Annotated in this window: 13 protein-coding genes; 5 read left to right on the forward strand and 8 right to left on the reverse strand. The window is 52.4% G+C overall.

Features of this window, described 5'->3' with window-relative positions; genetic code table 11:
* Positions 1-5: 5 nt before the first annotated feature.
* Positions 6-863, reverse strand: coding sequence for a hypothetical protein (locus MHH82_RS25530; protein ID WP_340968426.1), 858 nt, complete (start codon positions 861-863; stop codon positions 6-8).
* Positions 864-1,037: 174 nt separating this feature from the next.
* Between MHH82_RS25530 and MHH82_RS25535 the strand changes: the two genes are divergently transcribed.
* Positions 1,038-1,895 (forward strand): DegV family protein, encoded by an 858-nt coding sequence (locus tag MHH82_RS25535; RefSeq protein ID WP_015737093.1) that lies wholly within the window; start codon positions 1,038-1,040, stop codon positions 1,893-1,895.
* A 237-nt stretch (positions 1,896-2,132) separates the two neighbouring features.
* Positions 2,133-2,636 carry a hypothetical protein gene (locus MHH82_RS25540; protein WP_009595848.1) on the forward strand — a complete coding sequence of 168 codons (504 nt, stop codon included), beginning with the start codon at positions 2,133-2,135 and terminating at the stop codon, positions 2,634-2,636.
* 97 nt (positions 2,637-2,733) lie between these two features.
* Here MHH82_RS25540 and glpX read toward each other — a convergent pair whose 3' ends face one another.
* The 4 genes from glpX to MHH82_RS25560 form a co-directional block, all read right to left on the reverse strand.
* Positions 2,734-3,711 carry a class II fructose-bisphosphatase gene (gene glpX, locus MHH82_RS25545; protein ID WP_015737094.1) on the reverse strand — a complete coding sequence of 326 codons (978 nt, stop codon included), beginning with the start codon at positions 3,709-3,711 and terminating at the stop codon, positions 2,734-2,736.
* 41 nt (positions 3,712-3,752) lie between these two features.
* Positions 3,753-4,559, reverse strand: a complete 807-nt coding sequence (locus MHH82_RS25550; protein ID WP_009595762.1) for a pyruvate, water dikinase regulatory protein — start codon at positions 4,557-4,559, stop codon at positions 3,753-3,755.
* Between the two features lie 13 nt (positions 4,560-4,572).
* A complete protein-coding gene (locus tag MHH82_RS25555; RefSeq protein WP_009595798.1) occupies positions 4,573-5,235 on the reverse strand; it encodes a helix-turn-helix transcriptional regulator in 663 nt (220 codons plus the stop codon).
* Between the two features lie 195 nt (positions 5,236-5,430).
* Complete coding sequence (locus MHH82_RS25560; protein WP_015737095.1) at positions 5,431-5,604, reverse strand: GapA-binding peptide SR1P; 174 nt, start codon at positions 5,602-5,604, stop codon at positions 5,431-5,433.
* 330 nt (positions 5,605-5,934) lie between these two features.
* On the opposite strand from MHH82_RS25560, the gene MHH82_RS25565 reads away from it, so the two are divergent.
* A complete protein-coding gene (locus tag MHH82_RS25565; RefSeq protein WP_015737096.1) occupies positions 5,935-6,918 on the forward strand; it encodes a cation diffusion facilitator family transporter in 984 nt (327 codons plus the stop codon).
* Between the two features lie 60 nt (positions 6,919-6,978).
* Here MHH82_RS25565 and MHH82_RS25570 read toward each other — a convergent pair whose 3' ends face one another.
* Positions 6,979-8,775, reverse strand: a complete 1,797-nt coding sequence (locus MHH82_RS25570; protein WP_036659926.1) for a S9 family peptidase — start codon at positions 8,773-8,775, stop codon at positions 6,979-6,981.
* 273 nt (positions 8,776-9,048) lie between these two features.
* Here MHH82_RS25570 and MHH82_RS25575 point away from each other — a divergent pair, with 273 nt between their 5' ends.
* Positions 9,049-10,440 carry a SpoVR family protein gene (locus MHH82_RS25575; RefSeq protein WP_036659928.1) on the forward strand — a complete coding sequence of 464 codons (1,392 nt, stop codon included), beginning with the start codon at positions 9,049-9,051 and terminating at the stop codon, positions 10,438-10,440.
* Positions 10,441-10,567: 127 nt separating this feature from the next.
* On the opposite strand, the gene MHH82_RS25580 is transcribed toward MHH82_RS25575, so the two are convergent.
* Together MHH82_RS25580 and MHH82_RS25585 are read right to left on the reverse strand one after the other, a co-directional pair.
* Positions 10,568-11,629: a globin-coupled sensor protein gene (locus tag MHH82_RS25580; RefSeq protein WP_251498236.1), complete on the reverse strand. Its 1,062-nt coding sequence runs from the start codon at positions 11,627-11,629 to the stop codon at positions 10,568-10,570.
* Between the two features lie 218 nt (positions 11,630-11,847).
* Positions 11,848-13,743: a PrkA family serine protein kinase gene (locus MHH82_RS25585; RefSeq protein WP_340968435.1), complete on the reverse strand. Its 1,896-nt coding sequence runs from the start codon at positions 13,741-13,743 to the stop codon at positions 11,848-11,850.
* A 264-nt stretch (positions 13,744-14,007) separates the two neighbouring features.
* On the opposite strand from MHH82_RS25585, the gene MHH82_RS25590 reads away from it, so the two are divergent.
* A complete protein-coding gene (locus MHH82_RS25590; RefSeq protein ID WP_036659932.1) occupies positions 14,008-14,787 on the forward strand; it encodes a DUF2161 family putative PD-(D/E)XK-type phosphodiesterase in 780 nt (259 codons plus the stop codon).
* Positions 14,788-14,823: the final 36 nt, after the last annotated feature.

A 14,823-nucleotide genomic window follows, 5' to 3' on the forward strand; every position in this document is an offset into this window, starting at 1 on the left:
TGACATTATCGATTAACAATCGAGCTCAAGGATGTAAAAGCATGTGTAGCAAATCCTTCGGAAGGTTCGCGGTGAGGGTTATTTACGCGGAAAATATAACCCTGTCCGTCAAATTCATCCACAATGTACATCTTCGTGAGGCCCTCGCCTTCGCCTATCATATACACGGATGCATCCTTCATGACTTTGTGCCTATCACTGCCCTCAGCTTCATGGACTTTGCCAACCTCCGCAAGCTCCTTCTCCGCCTCAAGCTTGAGAATGTCCGCGTTGTAATCCGAAGGCAGCTTCGTAATCTCGGCGTAATAATCCTGGTCCACATTCATGGTCAGCCTGTTGGTTTTTGCATCAAAGGAAAAAATATCGAATATATACAGCGCGTAGCCGTCACCCTCGGCCAGTTTGGCTGTTTTGGTTTCTTTCATGCCCTCCAGCTCCAACTCGAAATCCTTGGTTTCCGGAAGCTGAGCGTTCTCGGAACTCGAGCCGCCGCCTTCGTTGTCAACCGTCAATTTGATGAGGATCAACTGCTTCAAATCTTCCTCGCCTTCAACCGGCTGTTCCCTGTACTCATAGGAGACGGACTCTTCTCCCTGAAGTTTGGATATGATCTGATCCATCCCCTCGCCCAGCCGGAATGCGGTCGGACCATCGGCCGTCTCGATTTCGATCGAATTGTTGTCGATTTGACCTACGTAAGTACCGGTTCCTTGCTTAATCTCGTACTTGGGCTCCTCGACCGGATTCGGATCCGCCGGCGGCTGAGAAGTCGGGCCTTCGCCGCTGCATGCCGTCATTGCCATGAGCAGCATAGCTGCGGCAGCTGCTGTGATTATTTTGCTCCAACGCTTTCGCTTTGCCATATAACCACCTCCATTATGATTAACGGGAATCCTGGGGTTAATGTTGCACAATTCCCGCTTTTTAGGCGATTCCTTCGCATTCGCGTTCAAAACGACAAGAGCATTTCCTTTTCTGATCAAACAAGGTATTCTAGTAGTAATACAGACTCAAATAGTTGATAAAGGGAGATGTTCATGCCTGGTAAAATTAGAATTTTTGCTGACAGCACCTGCGACTTACCACCTTCGTGGATAGACGAATATAATATCGGCATCGTTCCGCTCTACGTCGTATTCGGAGAACAATCCTTACGGGATGGAGTCGACATTACACCGGAACAGTTGTATGCCAAAGTCGATCAGATCGGCAGCCTGCCCAAAACAGCGGCACCTTCTCCGTCCGACTTCATTGCGGCCTTCTCGCCTTCGATTGAACAGGGTGAGGATATCCTGTTCCTCAGCATTTCGTCAGAGCTTTCTTCCACCTACCAAAATGCGTTGATAGCTGCAGGCGAGCTGCCCGAAGGGCGGGTTACCGTGTTTGATTCGCGCAATCTTTCCTCCGGCATCGGACTGCTTGTTATGAAGGCTGTTCACGCGGCCAATGAAGGCTCGTCCATACCGCAAATTGTGGAGCTATTAAGCCGTACCGTAAACGAAGTGGAGTGCGAATTCGTTGTCGATACGCTGGATTATTTGTATAAGGGCGGACGCTGCTCCGGCATGCAAAACATCATCGGCAGCCTGCTCAAAATCCGTCCGGTGATCAAAGTCGTGGACGGCGGCATGATCCCGGCTTACAAGGTACGCGGCAAAAAAGAAAAGGCGCTGGATCAAATGATTCAGAATGCACTGGCTCAAGTGGATAAGATGGACAATGATCTGATCGTTGTTGTACATACCATGGCCGAGGAGGAAGCCCGTTTCCTGCAGAAGGAACTGCAGGAAAAGACAGGCGCACGACAGGTCAGCATTTCTACGGCCGGCTGCGTCATTTGCAGCCACTGCGGTCCTCAAACCGTCGGACTGATGTATACCAAGAAGCCATCATAAAATTGTTTATATCCGAAGACAGTTCTGCTTTGTTGTTCTCTGCTGCAGGACTGTCTTTTCTGTCCTTCGTCTAAGCAGAACGTTTAGGAACTTATTAAACGAGCCGCCAATAGGCTAAACATGTCCATCCTAGACTAAAGTCTAGGTGAAACATTCCCCGAAGGACCGAGGACACCCCATCCCTTGCATGGTATTCTTGGAATAATCAATCTATCTAAGGAAAGGAACGAAGTTTGTATGACGAAACGTACAATCTTAGCACCTCTGCTCATCCTGCTTGGCGCATACTTGCTCTTGAACCAAGGCGGTACCGTAGGCGCCGGTTCTATCTTTGCCACGTTCTGGCCTACCCTGTTCGTGATCCCGTTAGGCCTGTTTTTTCATTGGATGTACTTCTCGCTGGTCGGACGTCAGGGAATCGGGCTGTTGATACCGGGCGGCATTCTGCTCACAGCCGGTATTGTCAGCCAAATCGCTTCCTTGTTCGACTCTTGGGGGTCGATGTGGCCCGGCTTTATTCTTGCCGTTGCGGCCGGATTGTTCGAGTTCTACTGGTTCGGTTCGCGTAACAAGTGGCTGCTCATCCCGATTAACATTCTGACCGTCCTGTCGCTGCTGTTCTTCGTGGTATTCTCGATCGGACCCGTACTCAATTACCTCTCGGTCGTTCAGCCTGTCATCGCTGTGCTGCTTGTGCTTGGAGGAGCTTGGCTGATGCTCGGGCGTAAGAGGCACGGGTGAGCGCACGATTTGCCAAACCGTTAACAACGCATAAAGGCACTCCGAAGGTCGACTAACCTTGGAGTGCCTTTTATTTAGCCGATGCCGCCCATATCCATCAAGAAGATGCAGCGGCGGCTAAGGTTTCATTGCTTTGGAACAGATGATGGACGCTGCGGATATAACGGACGGTTCTCGTGCCGGAGTACATCATGACCGAATGCGTTTCGGCCCGCTGACCCGGCATATACTTCACGCCGCGCAGGAAATCGCCAGCCGTCACGCCGGTAGCCACGAACAATACGCCTTCGCGGCCTACCATATCCTCCATCGTCAGCAGCTGCTCGGGATGCTCCAACCCCATGTCCTGGCATCTGATGAAATCCTCCGGCGTCTCCGGTATGAGCCGTCCCTGGATTTCTCCGCCCAGGCATTTCAAAGCGGCGGCGGCGAGAACGCCTTCCGGAGCTCCTCCAGAGCCCACATAGAGATCGACCTCACTGTCCGTGCAGGTCTCGATCGCACCCATGACATCCCCGTGGCTCAGCAGCTTGATCCTTACCCCGGACTCTCGCAAAGCCTTAATCATCGCGCTGTGTCGCTCACGATCGAGAATGGATACCGTCATCTCCGACAGCGGTTTTGATAAGATCTCCGATGCTTTTCGAAGGGTTACTTCAATCGGATCATTCAAACTCAGCTTGCTCGCAAGCTCGGGTCCAACCGCGAGCTTATGCATGTAGATATCGGGCGCATGCAGAAGGGTGCCTCGGGGGGCTGCGGCAATTACGGACAACGCGTTGTTCAGCCCGTTTGCCACCGTTTCCGTTCCTTCGAGCGGATCCACCGCCACGTCCATCTTCGGCCCTTTGCGGTTCCCAACGCGCTCTCCAATATAGAGCATGGGCGCTTCATCCATCTCGCCTTCCCCTATGACAACGACCCCATCCATCGCTGCGGAATCAAAATGCTTGCGCATGGCTACCGTCGCGGCTTCATCAGCACTGTTCTTGTCACCTCTTCCTGTCCACCGGGCGGATTGCAGCGCCGCTTCCTCCGTTACTCTTACAAGCTCCAATGCTAATGAACTCTCCATGAATGAATCCCTCCTTCTGCTTTTTTCCTTACCGGTGCAGCTTATTTCAGATAATTCATAATCAGTCCTGCGGATTCCTCAATCGCCTTATCCGTGACATCAATGACCGGACATCCGAGCTCCTCGTACAGAGACAAGGCGTAATCCAGCTCCTCCTGGATCCGCTCCAGGGCTGCATACTGCACCTGATGCGGCAGTCCCATGACCTTTAAGCGCTCGCTGCGGATTTTGAGAAGATGCTCCGGCTCGATCGTAAGCCCGATGATCGTGCCGTTCGTGACCTCTCTGAGCTGGGAAGGCGGCGACATCTCCGGCACGATCGGAAAATTGACCGTTTTGTAGCCTTTATGTGCGAGAAACATCGACAGCGGCGTCTTTGAGATCCTGGATACGCCCAGCAGTATGATGTCCGCCTTCAAAATGGCGCTGACATCCTTGCCATCGTCATACTGGACGGCGAATTCCATCGCGTCCACCCGCCGGAAATAGCTGTCGTCCAAGCGGTGCAGCAGGCCCGGCAGCCGCTTGGGATAGTCGTTGAACGTGTCGGCAAAGGCCTGCATCATCGGCCCCATGATATCCACGGTGCGAATGTTGAGCCGGACGGCTTCTTCCCGCATGACCTCGCGAAGCTCCGGCTGAACGAGCGTATAAGCCACAAATCCTCCGCGCCTTGCCACCTCCTCCATCAATTCGGTCAATTCTTCCTCGTCGCGAACGTTCATATAACGTTTAACCTCTGTATTCGGAAGCTCGAATTGGCGCAGGGTGGCTTGAACAACCGCTTCAGCCGTCTCCCCGATGGAGTCCGAACAGATTGCTATGAAATGAGTTAATGCCTGATTCATCCGATTCCTCCCATTATTCCTCGGCTACCATGTCGAGCAGCATTTTGATAATATTCGTTTTTGTGATCCGACCGACAACCTTCCAGTGCTCCCCCGGATTTCCCGTGGTGGATGGAACGACCACCGGCAGGCTATCGATTTGATGATTAATAATTTTTCGTGCGGCATCCAGCACCGTGTCTTCCGGCTGCACCGTTGTTACGTTGGCCCGGCGGGTCATGATCAGGCTTACCGGCATGGAGGAGGCCGTCGGGTTGCCAAGCGTTACCTTGAGCAGATCCTTACGGGACACGATACCGGCCAGATGGCCGTCGGCATCGGTAACGATCAGATTTCCCACGTTCTCCAGAAACAAGGATACAACGGCTTCGTGAATCGTCGTGGTCTCACGCACAATCACCGGAACGCCGTGCAGATCGCCAACCTTCATTTTGAGAAGGCGAAACTTTTCCTCCCGGTCCCGCGTTCCCCGCTTTCCCAGAAAGTACCCGACCTTGGGCTTGGCATCAATATAATCCAGAACCACAAGCTTGGATAAATCGGTGCGAAGGGTGGCCCGGCTGACATTCAGCATCTCCGCAATCTGATCTCCTGTAATGGGTGCATGTTTTTTTACGATATCGACGATATCCTGCTGCCTTGTCGTCAGTTCGATAGTGATCCCTCCTGCGTGCATTTCCTCTACTTGCCGATATAATACGTCATATATAATATATATGCAACATATTTTCGTCTAAAAATGCATAATAAAGTATCAATAATTTTTGTTATACCCATCAAAAAAGGTTATAAATCCAAAAAAAAGCATGCTTTCAGGAAGATTCCTCCCTTAAGCATGCTCGTTATTCATTCCGCTAATCGCCACGATCATTCAGTTCTGAAAGTCCGTGCCCTTGCATTCCCCTTTTCCGCAAAATCCATAAATGATTTTCACTCCGTCGGTCGGAATCGTGTCCACCATCTCATCGCATCTGGAGCATATGATCAGGCCCCATTCCTCGTTCGCCTTGCCTTTGGCTGCCTCCGGACTTGTTAACGCTTTCATAACATTTCCTCCTCATGTTTATTCACTTTGCTGCAAGGCAGTTCCCGCTTGGATATCAAGGGGTCACAAACGATTCTCCACTTCATGCCAAAGACCGCTAACCAGCCTCCTACGCTTCACTCATCCTTTATTTTCCACTATATTCTTAATGTATTGGGCAAGAAATAAAGATATGAGTAAATCATGTTTAATGTAACAAAAAACATGTTAAGTAATTTTTGTGTAATCTTATCTCAATCTAAAAGAGAGGGATATCCTTAATTTGGCACGATATGATAATATATACTTCGGATTCCACTAAAAATCGACATGATAGACGGAGGGTTTGGATTGAATAACACATGGCAGCTCATTAAGAAAGGAAATACCTCATCCGCCATTGCCGCACTGGGCAATACGGGATTGGCCATCATCAAGGGGATTGCCGCTTCCATCAGCGGCAGCGGGACGATGTTTGCCTCCGCCATGCATTCGGTGGCCGATGCCGTGAATCAGGGATTCGTATTCGTAGGCAGCGTCCTGGCCGAGCGGAAGCCGACCAAGAAGTTCCCCACCGGCTTCGGCAGGGTCATTAACCTGGTCTGCATGGTCGCGGTGATCGTGGTCACCATCATGGCCTATGAAACGATACTGAAGGGCTTCAAGCTTTTAAAACATCCGGAAGAAGCCACGAATTTCTGGCTCAATTTCATTGTGCTGGCCATTGCTGTTATCATTGACGGTTCCATCCTGGTTAAAGCCATGAAAGAAATTATGAAGGAGACCCGCGCCGAAGCATCGGGACTTTCCTTGCTGCCCGCCGCTTTCAAAAATGCCGGCCGCGCCGCCCCGCCGACACGGCTTGTGTTCTATGAAGATATTGTTGCAACGCTTGGCGCCCTCTTCGCGCTGATCGCCATCGTGTTCGCGCATTTCTTCAATTTCCTCATTCTGGACGGAATCGCCACGATCCTGATCGGCTGTCTGATGGTGGGCGTAGCCTTTAAGGTCGGATATGACAACATGGTCGGTTTAATCGGGGTGGCCGCTCCGAAGGACGTGGAAGAGAAGATCTCCGGAATCATTCTTGCCGATCCGGATGTTCGTGACATCAATCGTCTGCGTATTCTGCAGGAAGGCCGTAATTATCATGTGGAAGCCTACATCGAGCTGAAGAAAGGGATGACCCTGGCCGAGGCCGGACAATCCAAAATGAGAATCAACGCCCTGTTGACCCAGGATCCGAACATCTCGGACGTGACCTTGGGCATACTGGAGGACGACGGAATCAAGCTCTGGAATCCAAGAGAGGATCTGGATCATCCGGGTCAATAAGGAAGAGGCATGCCTCAGGGTCCGTTTGGACCTCGAGCATGCCTCTTTTTTATGGGACGCTTAATGATTGCGCTTCAGGAATTCGACCATCCGTGCATAAGCGATCTTTTCGTTGGCCTTCTTCGTAATCCCATGCCCCTCGTCTTCGAACACAAGATACTCCACGTCACGGCCCTTGGCTCTCAAGGCCTCGACGATTTGGTCCGACTCCTCTTTAACGACGCGCGGATCGTTGGCTCCCTGGATGATGAGCATCGGGTTCGCCATATCATCCAGATACGTAATCGGCGAATCCTTGATGAAGCGTTCTTTATCCCGCTCGGGATCGCCTATCCAGCGCTCCATAATCGGTTTCCAGTGTTCCGGCACCGAATCGTAGAAGGTAAACAGGTTGCTGACCCCGACGATGTCGATGGCCGCCTTGAAATACTCCGGATTCCGGCCCGCCAGCAGCAGGGTCATATAACCGCCGTAGCTTCCGCCCATCACGAAGAGCTTCTCGCGGCTCGAAATCCCTTGCTCGAACAGCCAATCCATGCCTGCCAAGCAGTCCTTGCGCGGTCCCTCGCCCCAATCCTGCTCCACCAATTTCACGAAGGAGCTGCCGTAACCGGTGCTTCCCCGGAAGTTCGGGCAGAAGATGTGATACCCTTTGGCCAGGATATACTGGAACATGGAGCGGAACTGCTTGCGCTCCGAGGCTTGCGGGCCGCCATGCGGCCAAAACACCGTATAACCGTTGGCTACGTTGTCTTTGGCGCGGAACAGGAGGGCCTCGATCTCCATCCCGTCAAAAGATGGATACGTCACGACATCCGGCGTCACCAAGTCCTCATCGGTCAACCCTGTCAGCACGTTCTTTGTGATCGGGCTCCATGAGCCGCCTGCATAACGGTAAATGTTAAGCGGCTTCACCGCACCTCGGGCGAGCAGGTACAGATTGCCGGACTTCGTGACGTTCAGCTGCTCCACGATGTCCGATGGAAGAGGAATGGGGGTTAACTCACCGCTGTCGAGCGAATAGGCATACAGTCGATCCTCTACCCCTTTTTCCGTAACGATGTACAGGGTTCGTGAATCCTTATGGAAGCGCAAGAGCTGGATGCTCTCCCGGTCGATGCGGCACAGGGGTTCAAACTTCCGCTGCGGGATGTCGTAACGGGCCACATAAGAAAATTCGGATTCATAGTCTGTTGCAAAAATGACCTGGTCATTGCTGACAAACAGCACATCCCCCGAAATATGCACCTGTTCAGGCGTAGGCGTCAAGCACAGCGGCTCTTCGCCCTCTCGCTTCACGTAACTAACATAGTAGGTGTTGGCATACATTTTCGTATACGCGATGGTTTTCTCGTCGGGGCTCACGGCACACATTTCGGTCGATGTCGCCTCGCCCTCATGCAGCAAATGATCCTCCTTGGTGTCCAGATGATAAACGCGCGAATTCAGGAAGGACGGATTCCCCTTCGACGTGACATAATACAGTCGCTTGCCGTCCTCTGACAGATGCACGAAATAATGTTTGTCCTCCGCATCCGCCCCTTCGAACAAAGGCATCGGCTCGCCGCCGTTCCAGCGCAGCGCATGAAACTGATAATTCTCATTCCCGTCGCGGTCAAACGCCGTCAAGATATGCCGCCCTTCCGGGTCCAGCTTAATGAAGCTTGCGATCTGGTCATTGTATGTAAGCGGATAAGGGTAGGATGTCTCCCCTTCTAACTCCATGGCCCATAAATTGAACTTTCCGTTTAGACTGCTGCTGAATACAAGCCGTGACTCGTCTGCACTGATTCCGAAGGTACGAATGCCATACGTTTGAAAAAATTGCTCCACATCGGGCTTAGGAAAATCGATCATTCATTTGCCTCCCTGACCTCATCTTATTATCCATCGGTTAATAAATGGGTAAGTCTTCCAAACCGCTGGATTATTCCCATTATAACGCAAAGCATTCTGGAGGTCACCGTTACATAGTCGGGCAGGTTACTAAGTCTGCAGACCGAGATGATGCACAAATTTTGACAGAGGCCTGTATATATTCCCGGCACCCCCTCTTCTGCCCGCATATCTGCTGCAGGATTCCATATAAATGATAAGAACCATGTTTTTAATGACGAAGGGGGGATTCTTGTGCACCAAGACGAGATCGCGGAACTGGAACGTTCCATTGCGGAGATTACCGAGATCGCTACAGGCTTCGGCCTTGATTTTTACCCTATGCGATATGAGATCTGCCCGGCAGACATCATATACACCTTCGGCGCCTACGGCATGCCTACCCGGTTCAGCCACTGGAGCTTCGGTAAAACCTTCAATAAAATGAAGATGCAGTACGACTTCGGCCTAAGCAAAATCTACGAGCTCGTGATCAACTCCAATCCGTGTTATGCGTTTCTCCTGGACGGCAACTCCCTGATCCAGAATAAACTCATTGTCGCCCACGTCCTTGCACACTGCGATTTTTTCAAAAACAACGCCCGCTTCTCCGTCTCCAACCGCAATATGGTCGAGAGCATGTCTGCCACGGCCGAGCGCATCTCCCGCTATGAGATCGAACACGGCACGGAGGCGGTTGAGCAGTTCATCGACGCCGTGCTGGCGATTCAGGAGCATGTGGATCCCCATATCGTGAGGCCCGATAAACTCGATAAACAGCGCTATACGGCACGGCGGATGCAGGAGCAGAAGGAGGAAGCCAAGCGGCAGAAGCCTCCCGGCCGGTATGACGATTTATGGGAAATGGACGAAGACGGCGACAAACAAACCGATAAATCGCCGGCGGCGACCAAGCGCTTCCCGCCCGAGCCGGAAAAAGACATCATGTGGTTCATTCAGGAGCACTCCGACATTCTGGAGGATTGGCAGCGGGACATTATGAGTATGTTGCGCGAGGAGATGCTGTACTTCTGGCCGCAGATGGAAACCAAAATCATGAACGAGGGCTGGGCTTCGTATTGGCATCAGCGCATCCTGCGGGAAATGGACCTGACCAGCGAGGAAACGGTGGAGTTCGCCAAGCTCAACGCCTCGGTCGTACAGCCGTCGCGCCACAGCCTGAACCCCTACTACCTGGGTCTGAAAATCTTCGAGGATATCGAGCGCCGCTGGGATCGGGAGAAGATGTTTGATGTACGCGAATACGATTCCGATATTTCCTTCCTGCGCAATTATTTAACAAAGGAACTCGTGGAGGACCTGGACCTCTATGTCTTCGAGAAAAAAGGGCCGGAGTGGAAAATCACCGACAAGGCATGGGAGAACATCCGCGATCAGCTGGTCGTCTCCCGCGTAAACGGCGGCTCGCCGTTTCTCGTCGTGACCGACGGCGATCATCTCCGTTCCGGCGAGCTGATGATCAAGCATCTGTACGAGGGCATTGAGCTCGACCTGAAGTATATGGAGCGCACCATCCCTTATGTCTACCGGCTCTGGGGCAAACCCGTGCATCTGCACAGCATCATCGAAGGCAAACCGATTCTGTTCTCCTATGACGGCAAGAAGCTGCATCGACGGTTTATTTAACGGCGGTTGAAGCAGCAAAACAGCGGTATATATCACAGCAGCACCCGCGATGAGTAGGATTGCTCCATTCGCGGGTGCTGCTGTTCGTTTACATATAGGCACGTCATCCGTTCGCTTCTTGACCCTGTTATACGCTGACCTTCTCGGATGAGGTTTCGATCTCGATATCGTGCTTCCGAATATCATATTCGTGTTGAAGCGATTCCAAATCATCGGCCAGCTTCTCCATCATTTTCACGAAGGCGGCCAATTCCTGCGAGCTTGCTGCCTGATTACGCGCGTTCACGGACGTTTTCTCCGATTCCTGCTCCACGAGCCCCAGCTTGCGAATAATGCCGCTGACCTTGTCCTGAATCTCATCCATCGCCTTCTTGGAGTTGGTGGCCAGCTTCCGCACTTCGCCGGCAACCACCTCGAAACCTCTGCCTAACTCCCCGGCATGGGCAGCCTCGATCGCCGCGTTCAGGCCAAGCAGGTGGCTCTGATCCGAAATTTCCCGTATCAAACTTCCCATCTGCTCGATATGCGAAATTTCTTCGCCCAGCTCGGAAGTCAGCGTATGCGCCTTATCCTGCGCCTCCGCCGTTTTCATGGCGTTGTCGGCCATCAGCGCTGCGCTCTGATCCAGCTCCACGATCATCGCCGTCAATTCTTGAACAGCGGTTGTAATCGCTTCCAACATTTTTTGCTGATCCGAAGCCAGGTTGCTGATTTTCTCTTTCTCTTTCATTTCGTAAGCTTCCAGTACGAGCTGGGAGTCCAGATTAAACATCTTGCTCAGCGCATGCACCACTTGGATCCATTGATCCGGTACGAGCTGCTTCAGTAAATCGGCGGCAATATCCAAATAAACCATGTAGCTTCCAAGGTAATAGTCCGTGGTCAGGCCGATTCTGGAGTGAACTTGTCCGATCTTAATCCGTTCGGCAATATAAGCATCGTCCACTCTTCCTGAAGCAAGCGACATCCAATACACCCGCTGGGTCTCCTTAAGCCGTTCCACGGTCGAGGTGCGTCCGATAATCTGCATCAGCTGCGGCTGCGTTCCGATCTGCGCGTAAAACCGGTCCACGACCTCTTCAACCACCTTCGCAAATACCTCACGATGATTTGCGAGAAGCTCCAATCCTTGCTCGTCCAAACCGATATACTCCAACTGCTGGCGTCTTTTCGGGGAAACATCCATCATTTCGAAAAATCCACTCCTAAATAGGTGATCCATATCACAGGTTCAAGTACTTAGGGTCCATTATAGCCTATATTTACCACCTCGGCATAATCCCAAAGTCCTAATTGTGCGTAGATTTGCACAACCAATCGGGCAACCCCCTCCAAACGAGGAGAAGCCACCCGATTCCACGGGCGGCTTCTCCAGACATTCCGCGTATCCTATTATCGTATTCGGTCTTACCGGTTTAACAGGCTGCCCACGTAACGCAGCAGCTCATTGGCGCATACCGGGCAGTACCCATGCTCCTCGATCAGCCTGGAGCTTACCTCGTTGATCCGTTTCAGCTGCACGGCATCCGGCGTTTTGGTCGAGGTCGTAATTTTGACGATGTCCTTGAGGTCCGTGAACAGCTTCTTCTCAATCGCTTCCCGAAGGCGCTCATGATTATGGTACTCGAACTTTTTGCCCTTGCGGGAATAAGCCGAGATACGAATCATGATTTCCTCCCGGAACGCCTTCTTTGCGTTCTCCGAGACGCCGATCTGCTCCTCGATCGAGCGCATTAATCTTTCGTCCGGATCCATCTCCTCGTCGGTCAACGGATCGCGGATTTTCGTCCAGTTGCAGAACGCTTCGATGTTATCCAAATAATTCTCGAACAGCGTCTTGGCGGACTCCTCGAAGGAATACACAAAAGCCTTCTGGACTTCCTTCTTGGCCAGATCGTCATACTCCTTGCGAGCGGCGGCAATGAAATTCAGGTAGCGTTCCCGCTCCTCCTTGGCAATGGACGCATGCTGATCCAGCCCATCCTTGATCGCCCGCAGCATATCCAGCGCGTTAATGCACTGAAGATCCTGCTTAATCAAAGCACTGGATATCCGGTTGATGACATAACGCGGATCGATGCCGGACATGCCTTCCTCCAGATATTCGTTCTGCATCTCCTTCAGGTCCGCTTCCTTATAACCTTCAACCTCCACCCCGTCGTACATGCGCATCTTCTTGATCAGATCCATGCCCTGCTTCTTCGTTTCCTTCAGACGCGTCAAGACGGAGAATATCGCGGCAGATCGAAGCGCGTGCGGCGCGATATGGATATGCTTCATGTCGCTTTGGCTGATCAGCTTCGAGTAGATCTTCTCCTCGTCGCTGACTCGCAGATTATACGGGATCGGCATGACAATCATCCGGGATTGCAGGGCCTCGTTTTTCTTATTGGCAATGAACGCCTTATACTCGGATTCGTTGGTATGGGCCACGATCAGCTCATCCGCGCTTATCAGCGCGAACCGGCCCGCCTTAAAGTTCCCTTCCTGGGTCAGGGAGAGCAAGTTCCACAGAAATTTTTCGTCGCATTTCAGCATCTCCTGGAATTCCATCAAACCGCGGTTCGCTTTGTTTAATTCGCCGTCGAACCGGTAGGCGCGCGGATCCGATTCGGAGCCGTATTCCGTGATGGTGGAGAAATCGATGCTGCCGGTCAAATCGGCAATATCCTGCGACTTGGGATCCGACGGACTGAATGTGCCGATGCCGACCCGGTTCTCCTCGGAGATTAATATCCGCTCGACTTCAACCTTTTCGATATCGCCGCCGTACTCGGTTTTAAGACGAAGCTGGCAGGCCGGGCACAAATTCCCCTCGATTCGGACGCCGAGCTCCTTCTCGATCTCCGGTCTTAGCTCCGTCGGAATCAAATGCAGCGGCTCTTCCTGCATCGGGCATCCGGCGATCGCGTAAACCGCTCCGCGGTCGGTACGGGAATGCTTCTCGAGGCCGCGCTTCAGCATCGTGACAAGCGTGGATTTGCCGCCGCTGACAGGTCCCATAAGCAGCAGTATGCGTTTGCGCACATCGAGTCTGCGGGCTGCCGAATGGAAGTACTCCTCCACGAGTTTCTCGACAGCCCGGTCGAGGCCGAAGATTTCCTGTTCAAAAAACTTATATTTTTTCTGGCCCCCGCTCTCTTCGAAACCGTAGGATTCGATCATGTCATATACACGTGCATGGGCCGTCATGGCTGGAGAGGGATCCTTCTTAAGTATTTCAATGTATTCCCTGAATGTGCCGCTCCACGCCAAACGGTCGCCTTCTGCCCGATACGATGCTATGCGTTCGAAAATATCCATATCGCTACCTCCTATGAGTCTGTTTATGGGGATTGGCTTCCATTCCACAGCGTCATTAGAAAACATTCCATTATCGAAAAAGTGTATTACATACCTATGCGGCTTGCTTGGAATAGTTGACCTTATTTTCGAAGTCACGCGTATGCTTTTTTATCTAACCACCGGTTCATTCTACACTCGGGTACGCCGCGAAAGCAGTCCCCATGCTATACTGAAATTACATTGACGTAACATTAGCAACTTTCGATTAAAAGGAGAGTCATCATGGCGATAAAGCATGAAGCCGAGCTGTACGCTCCCCTGAAGGCCTTTTTTGAATTAAACGGATATGAAGTCAAAGGCGAGGTACGAAATTGCGATCTGGTCGGCATGAAAGACGGCGCCGATGAACCGCTGATCGTGGAGCTGAAAAAAACGTTCAATCTGGCCCTTCTGCTCCAGGGCATTGAGCGGCTGAAGCTGACCCCGTACGTATACCTGGCCGTCGAGAAGAGCCGGGCGAAGAAAGGAGCGGTCAACCAGCGCTGGTCCGAGCTGACGGGGCTTTGCGGACGACTGGGATTGGGGCTCATCACGGTCACCTTCTACAAAACCAAGGCGCCCTTCGTCGAAGTGCTCTGCGAGCCGGAGATGGCCGTGCAGAAGGGCCGCACCGCCATTAGGCGCAAGGAACGCCTGCTGTACGAGTTTCGGGAGCGCAGCGGCGATTACAACACGGGCGGAGTGACGAGGGCCAAGCTGGTGACGGCTTACCGCGAGAAAACGCTGCGCGTTGCTGCTGCCATGAATGCAGCGGAAGCGGAGCAGCGCAGCATGCACGAAGCGGCCCCCGATGGGCGTGAGCTCCAAGAAAAAGCTGTCCCTGCAGTGCCGCCCGGCATTTCTCCCGCGGCTGTGCGGGATCGGAGCGGCGTGGGTTCGGCGGCAGACATTCTGCAGCGCAACTACTACGGCTGGTTCCGCCGGGTGAGCCGCGGACGCTACGTGCTGACGCCGGCAGGCGTGCAGGCCTTGGCAGACTATGCCACCGTATTGAAATCATAATGACTGAATATAGACCGGATCTTGAAACCCATACAA

The sequence above is a fragment of the Bacillus sp. FSL K6-6540 genome (assembly GCF_038007545.1).

Excerpts from the sequence above, each read along its gene's own strand:
- MHH82_RS25540 (WP_009595848.1), top strand. The coding sequence starts at position 2,133 with ATGACGAAACGTACAATCTTAGCACCTCTGCTCATCCTGCTTGGCGCA.
- MHH82_RS25560 (WP_015737095.1), bottom strand. The coding sequence starts at position 5,604 with ATGAAAGCGTTAACAAGTCCGGAGGCAGCCAAAGGCAAGGCGAACGAG.
- MHH82_RS25585 (WP_340968435.1), bottom strand. The coding sequence starts at position 13,743 with ATGGATATTTTCGAACGCATAGCATCGTATCGGGCAGAAGGCGACCGT.
- MHH82_RS25570 (WP_036659926.1), bottom strand. The coding sequence starts at position 8,775 with ATGATCGATTTTCCTAAGCCCGATGTGGAGCAATTTTTTCAAACGTAT.
- MHH82_RS25555 (WP_009595798.1), bottom strand. The coding sequence starts at position 5,235 with ATGCACGCAGGAGGGATCACTATCGAACTGACGACAAGGCAGCAGGAT.
- MHH82_RS25535 (WP_015737093.1), top strand. The coding sequence starts at position 1,038 with ATGCCTGGTAAAATTAGAATTTTTGCTGACAGCACCTGCGACTTACCA.
- glpX (WP_015737094.1), bottom strand. The coding sequence starts at position 3,711 with ATGGAGAGTTCATTAGCATTGGAGCTTGTAAGAGTAACGGAGGAAGCG.
- MHH82_RS25550 (WP_009595762.1), bottom strand. The coding sequence starts at position 4,559 with ATGAATCAGGCATTAACTCATTTCATAGCAATCTGTTCGGACTCCATC.
- MHH82_RS25590 (WP_036659932.1), top strand. The coding sequence starts at position 14,008 with ATGGCGATAAAGCATGAAGCCGAGCTGTACGCTCCCCTGAAGGCCTTT.
- MHH82_RS25530 (WP_340968426.1), bottom strand. The coding sequence starts at position 863 with ATGGCAAAGCGAAAGCGTTGGAGCAAAATAATCACAGCAGCTGCCGCA.
- MHH82_RS25580 (WP_251498236.1), bottom strand. The coding sequence starts at position 11,629 with ATGATGGATGTTTCCCCGAAAAGACGCCAGCAGTTGGAGTATATCGGT.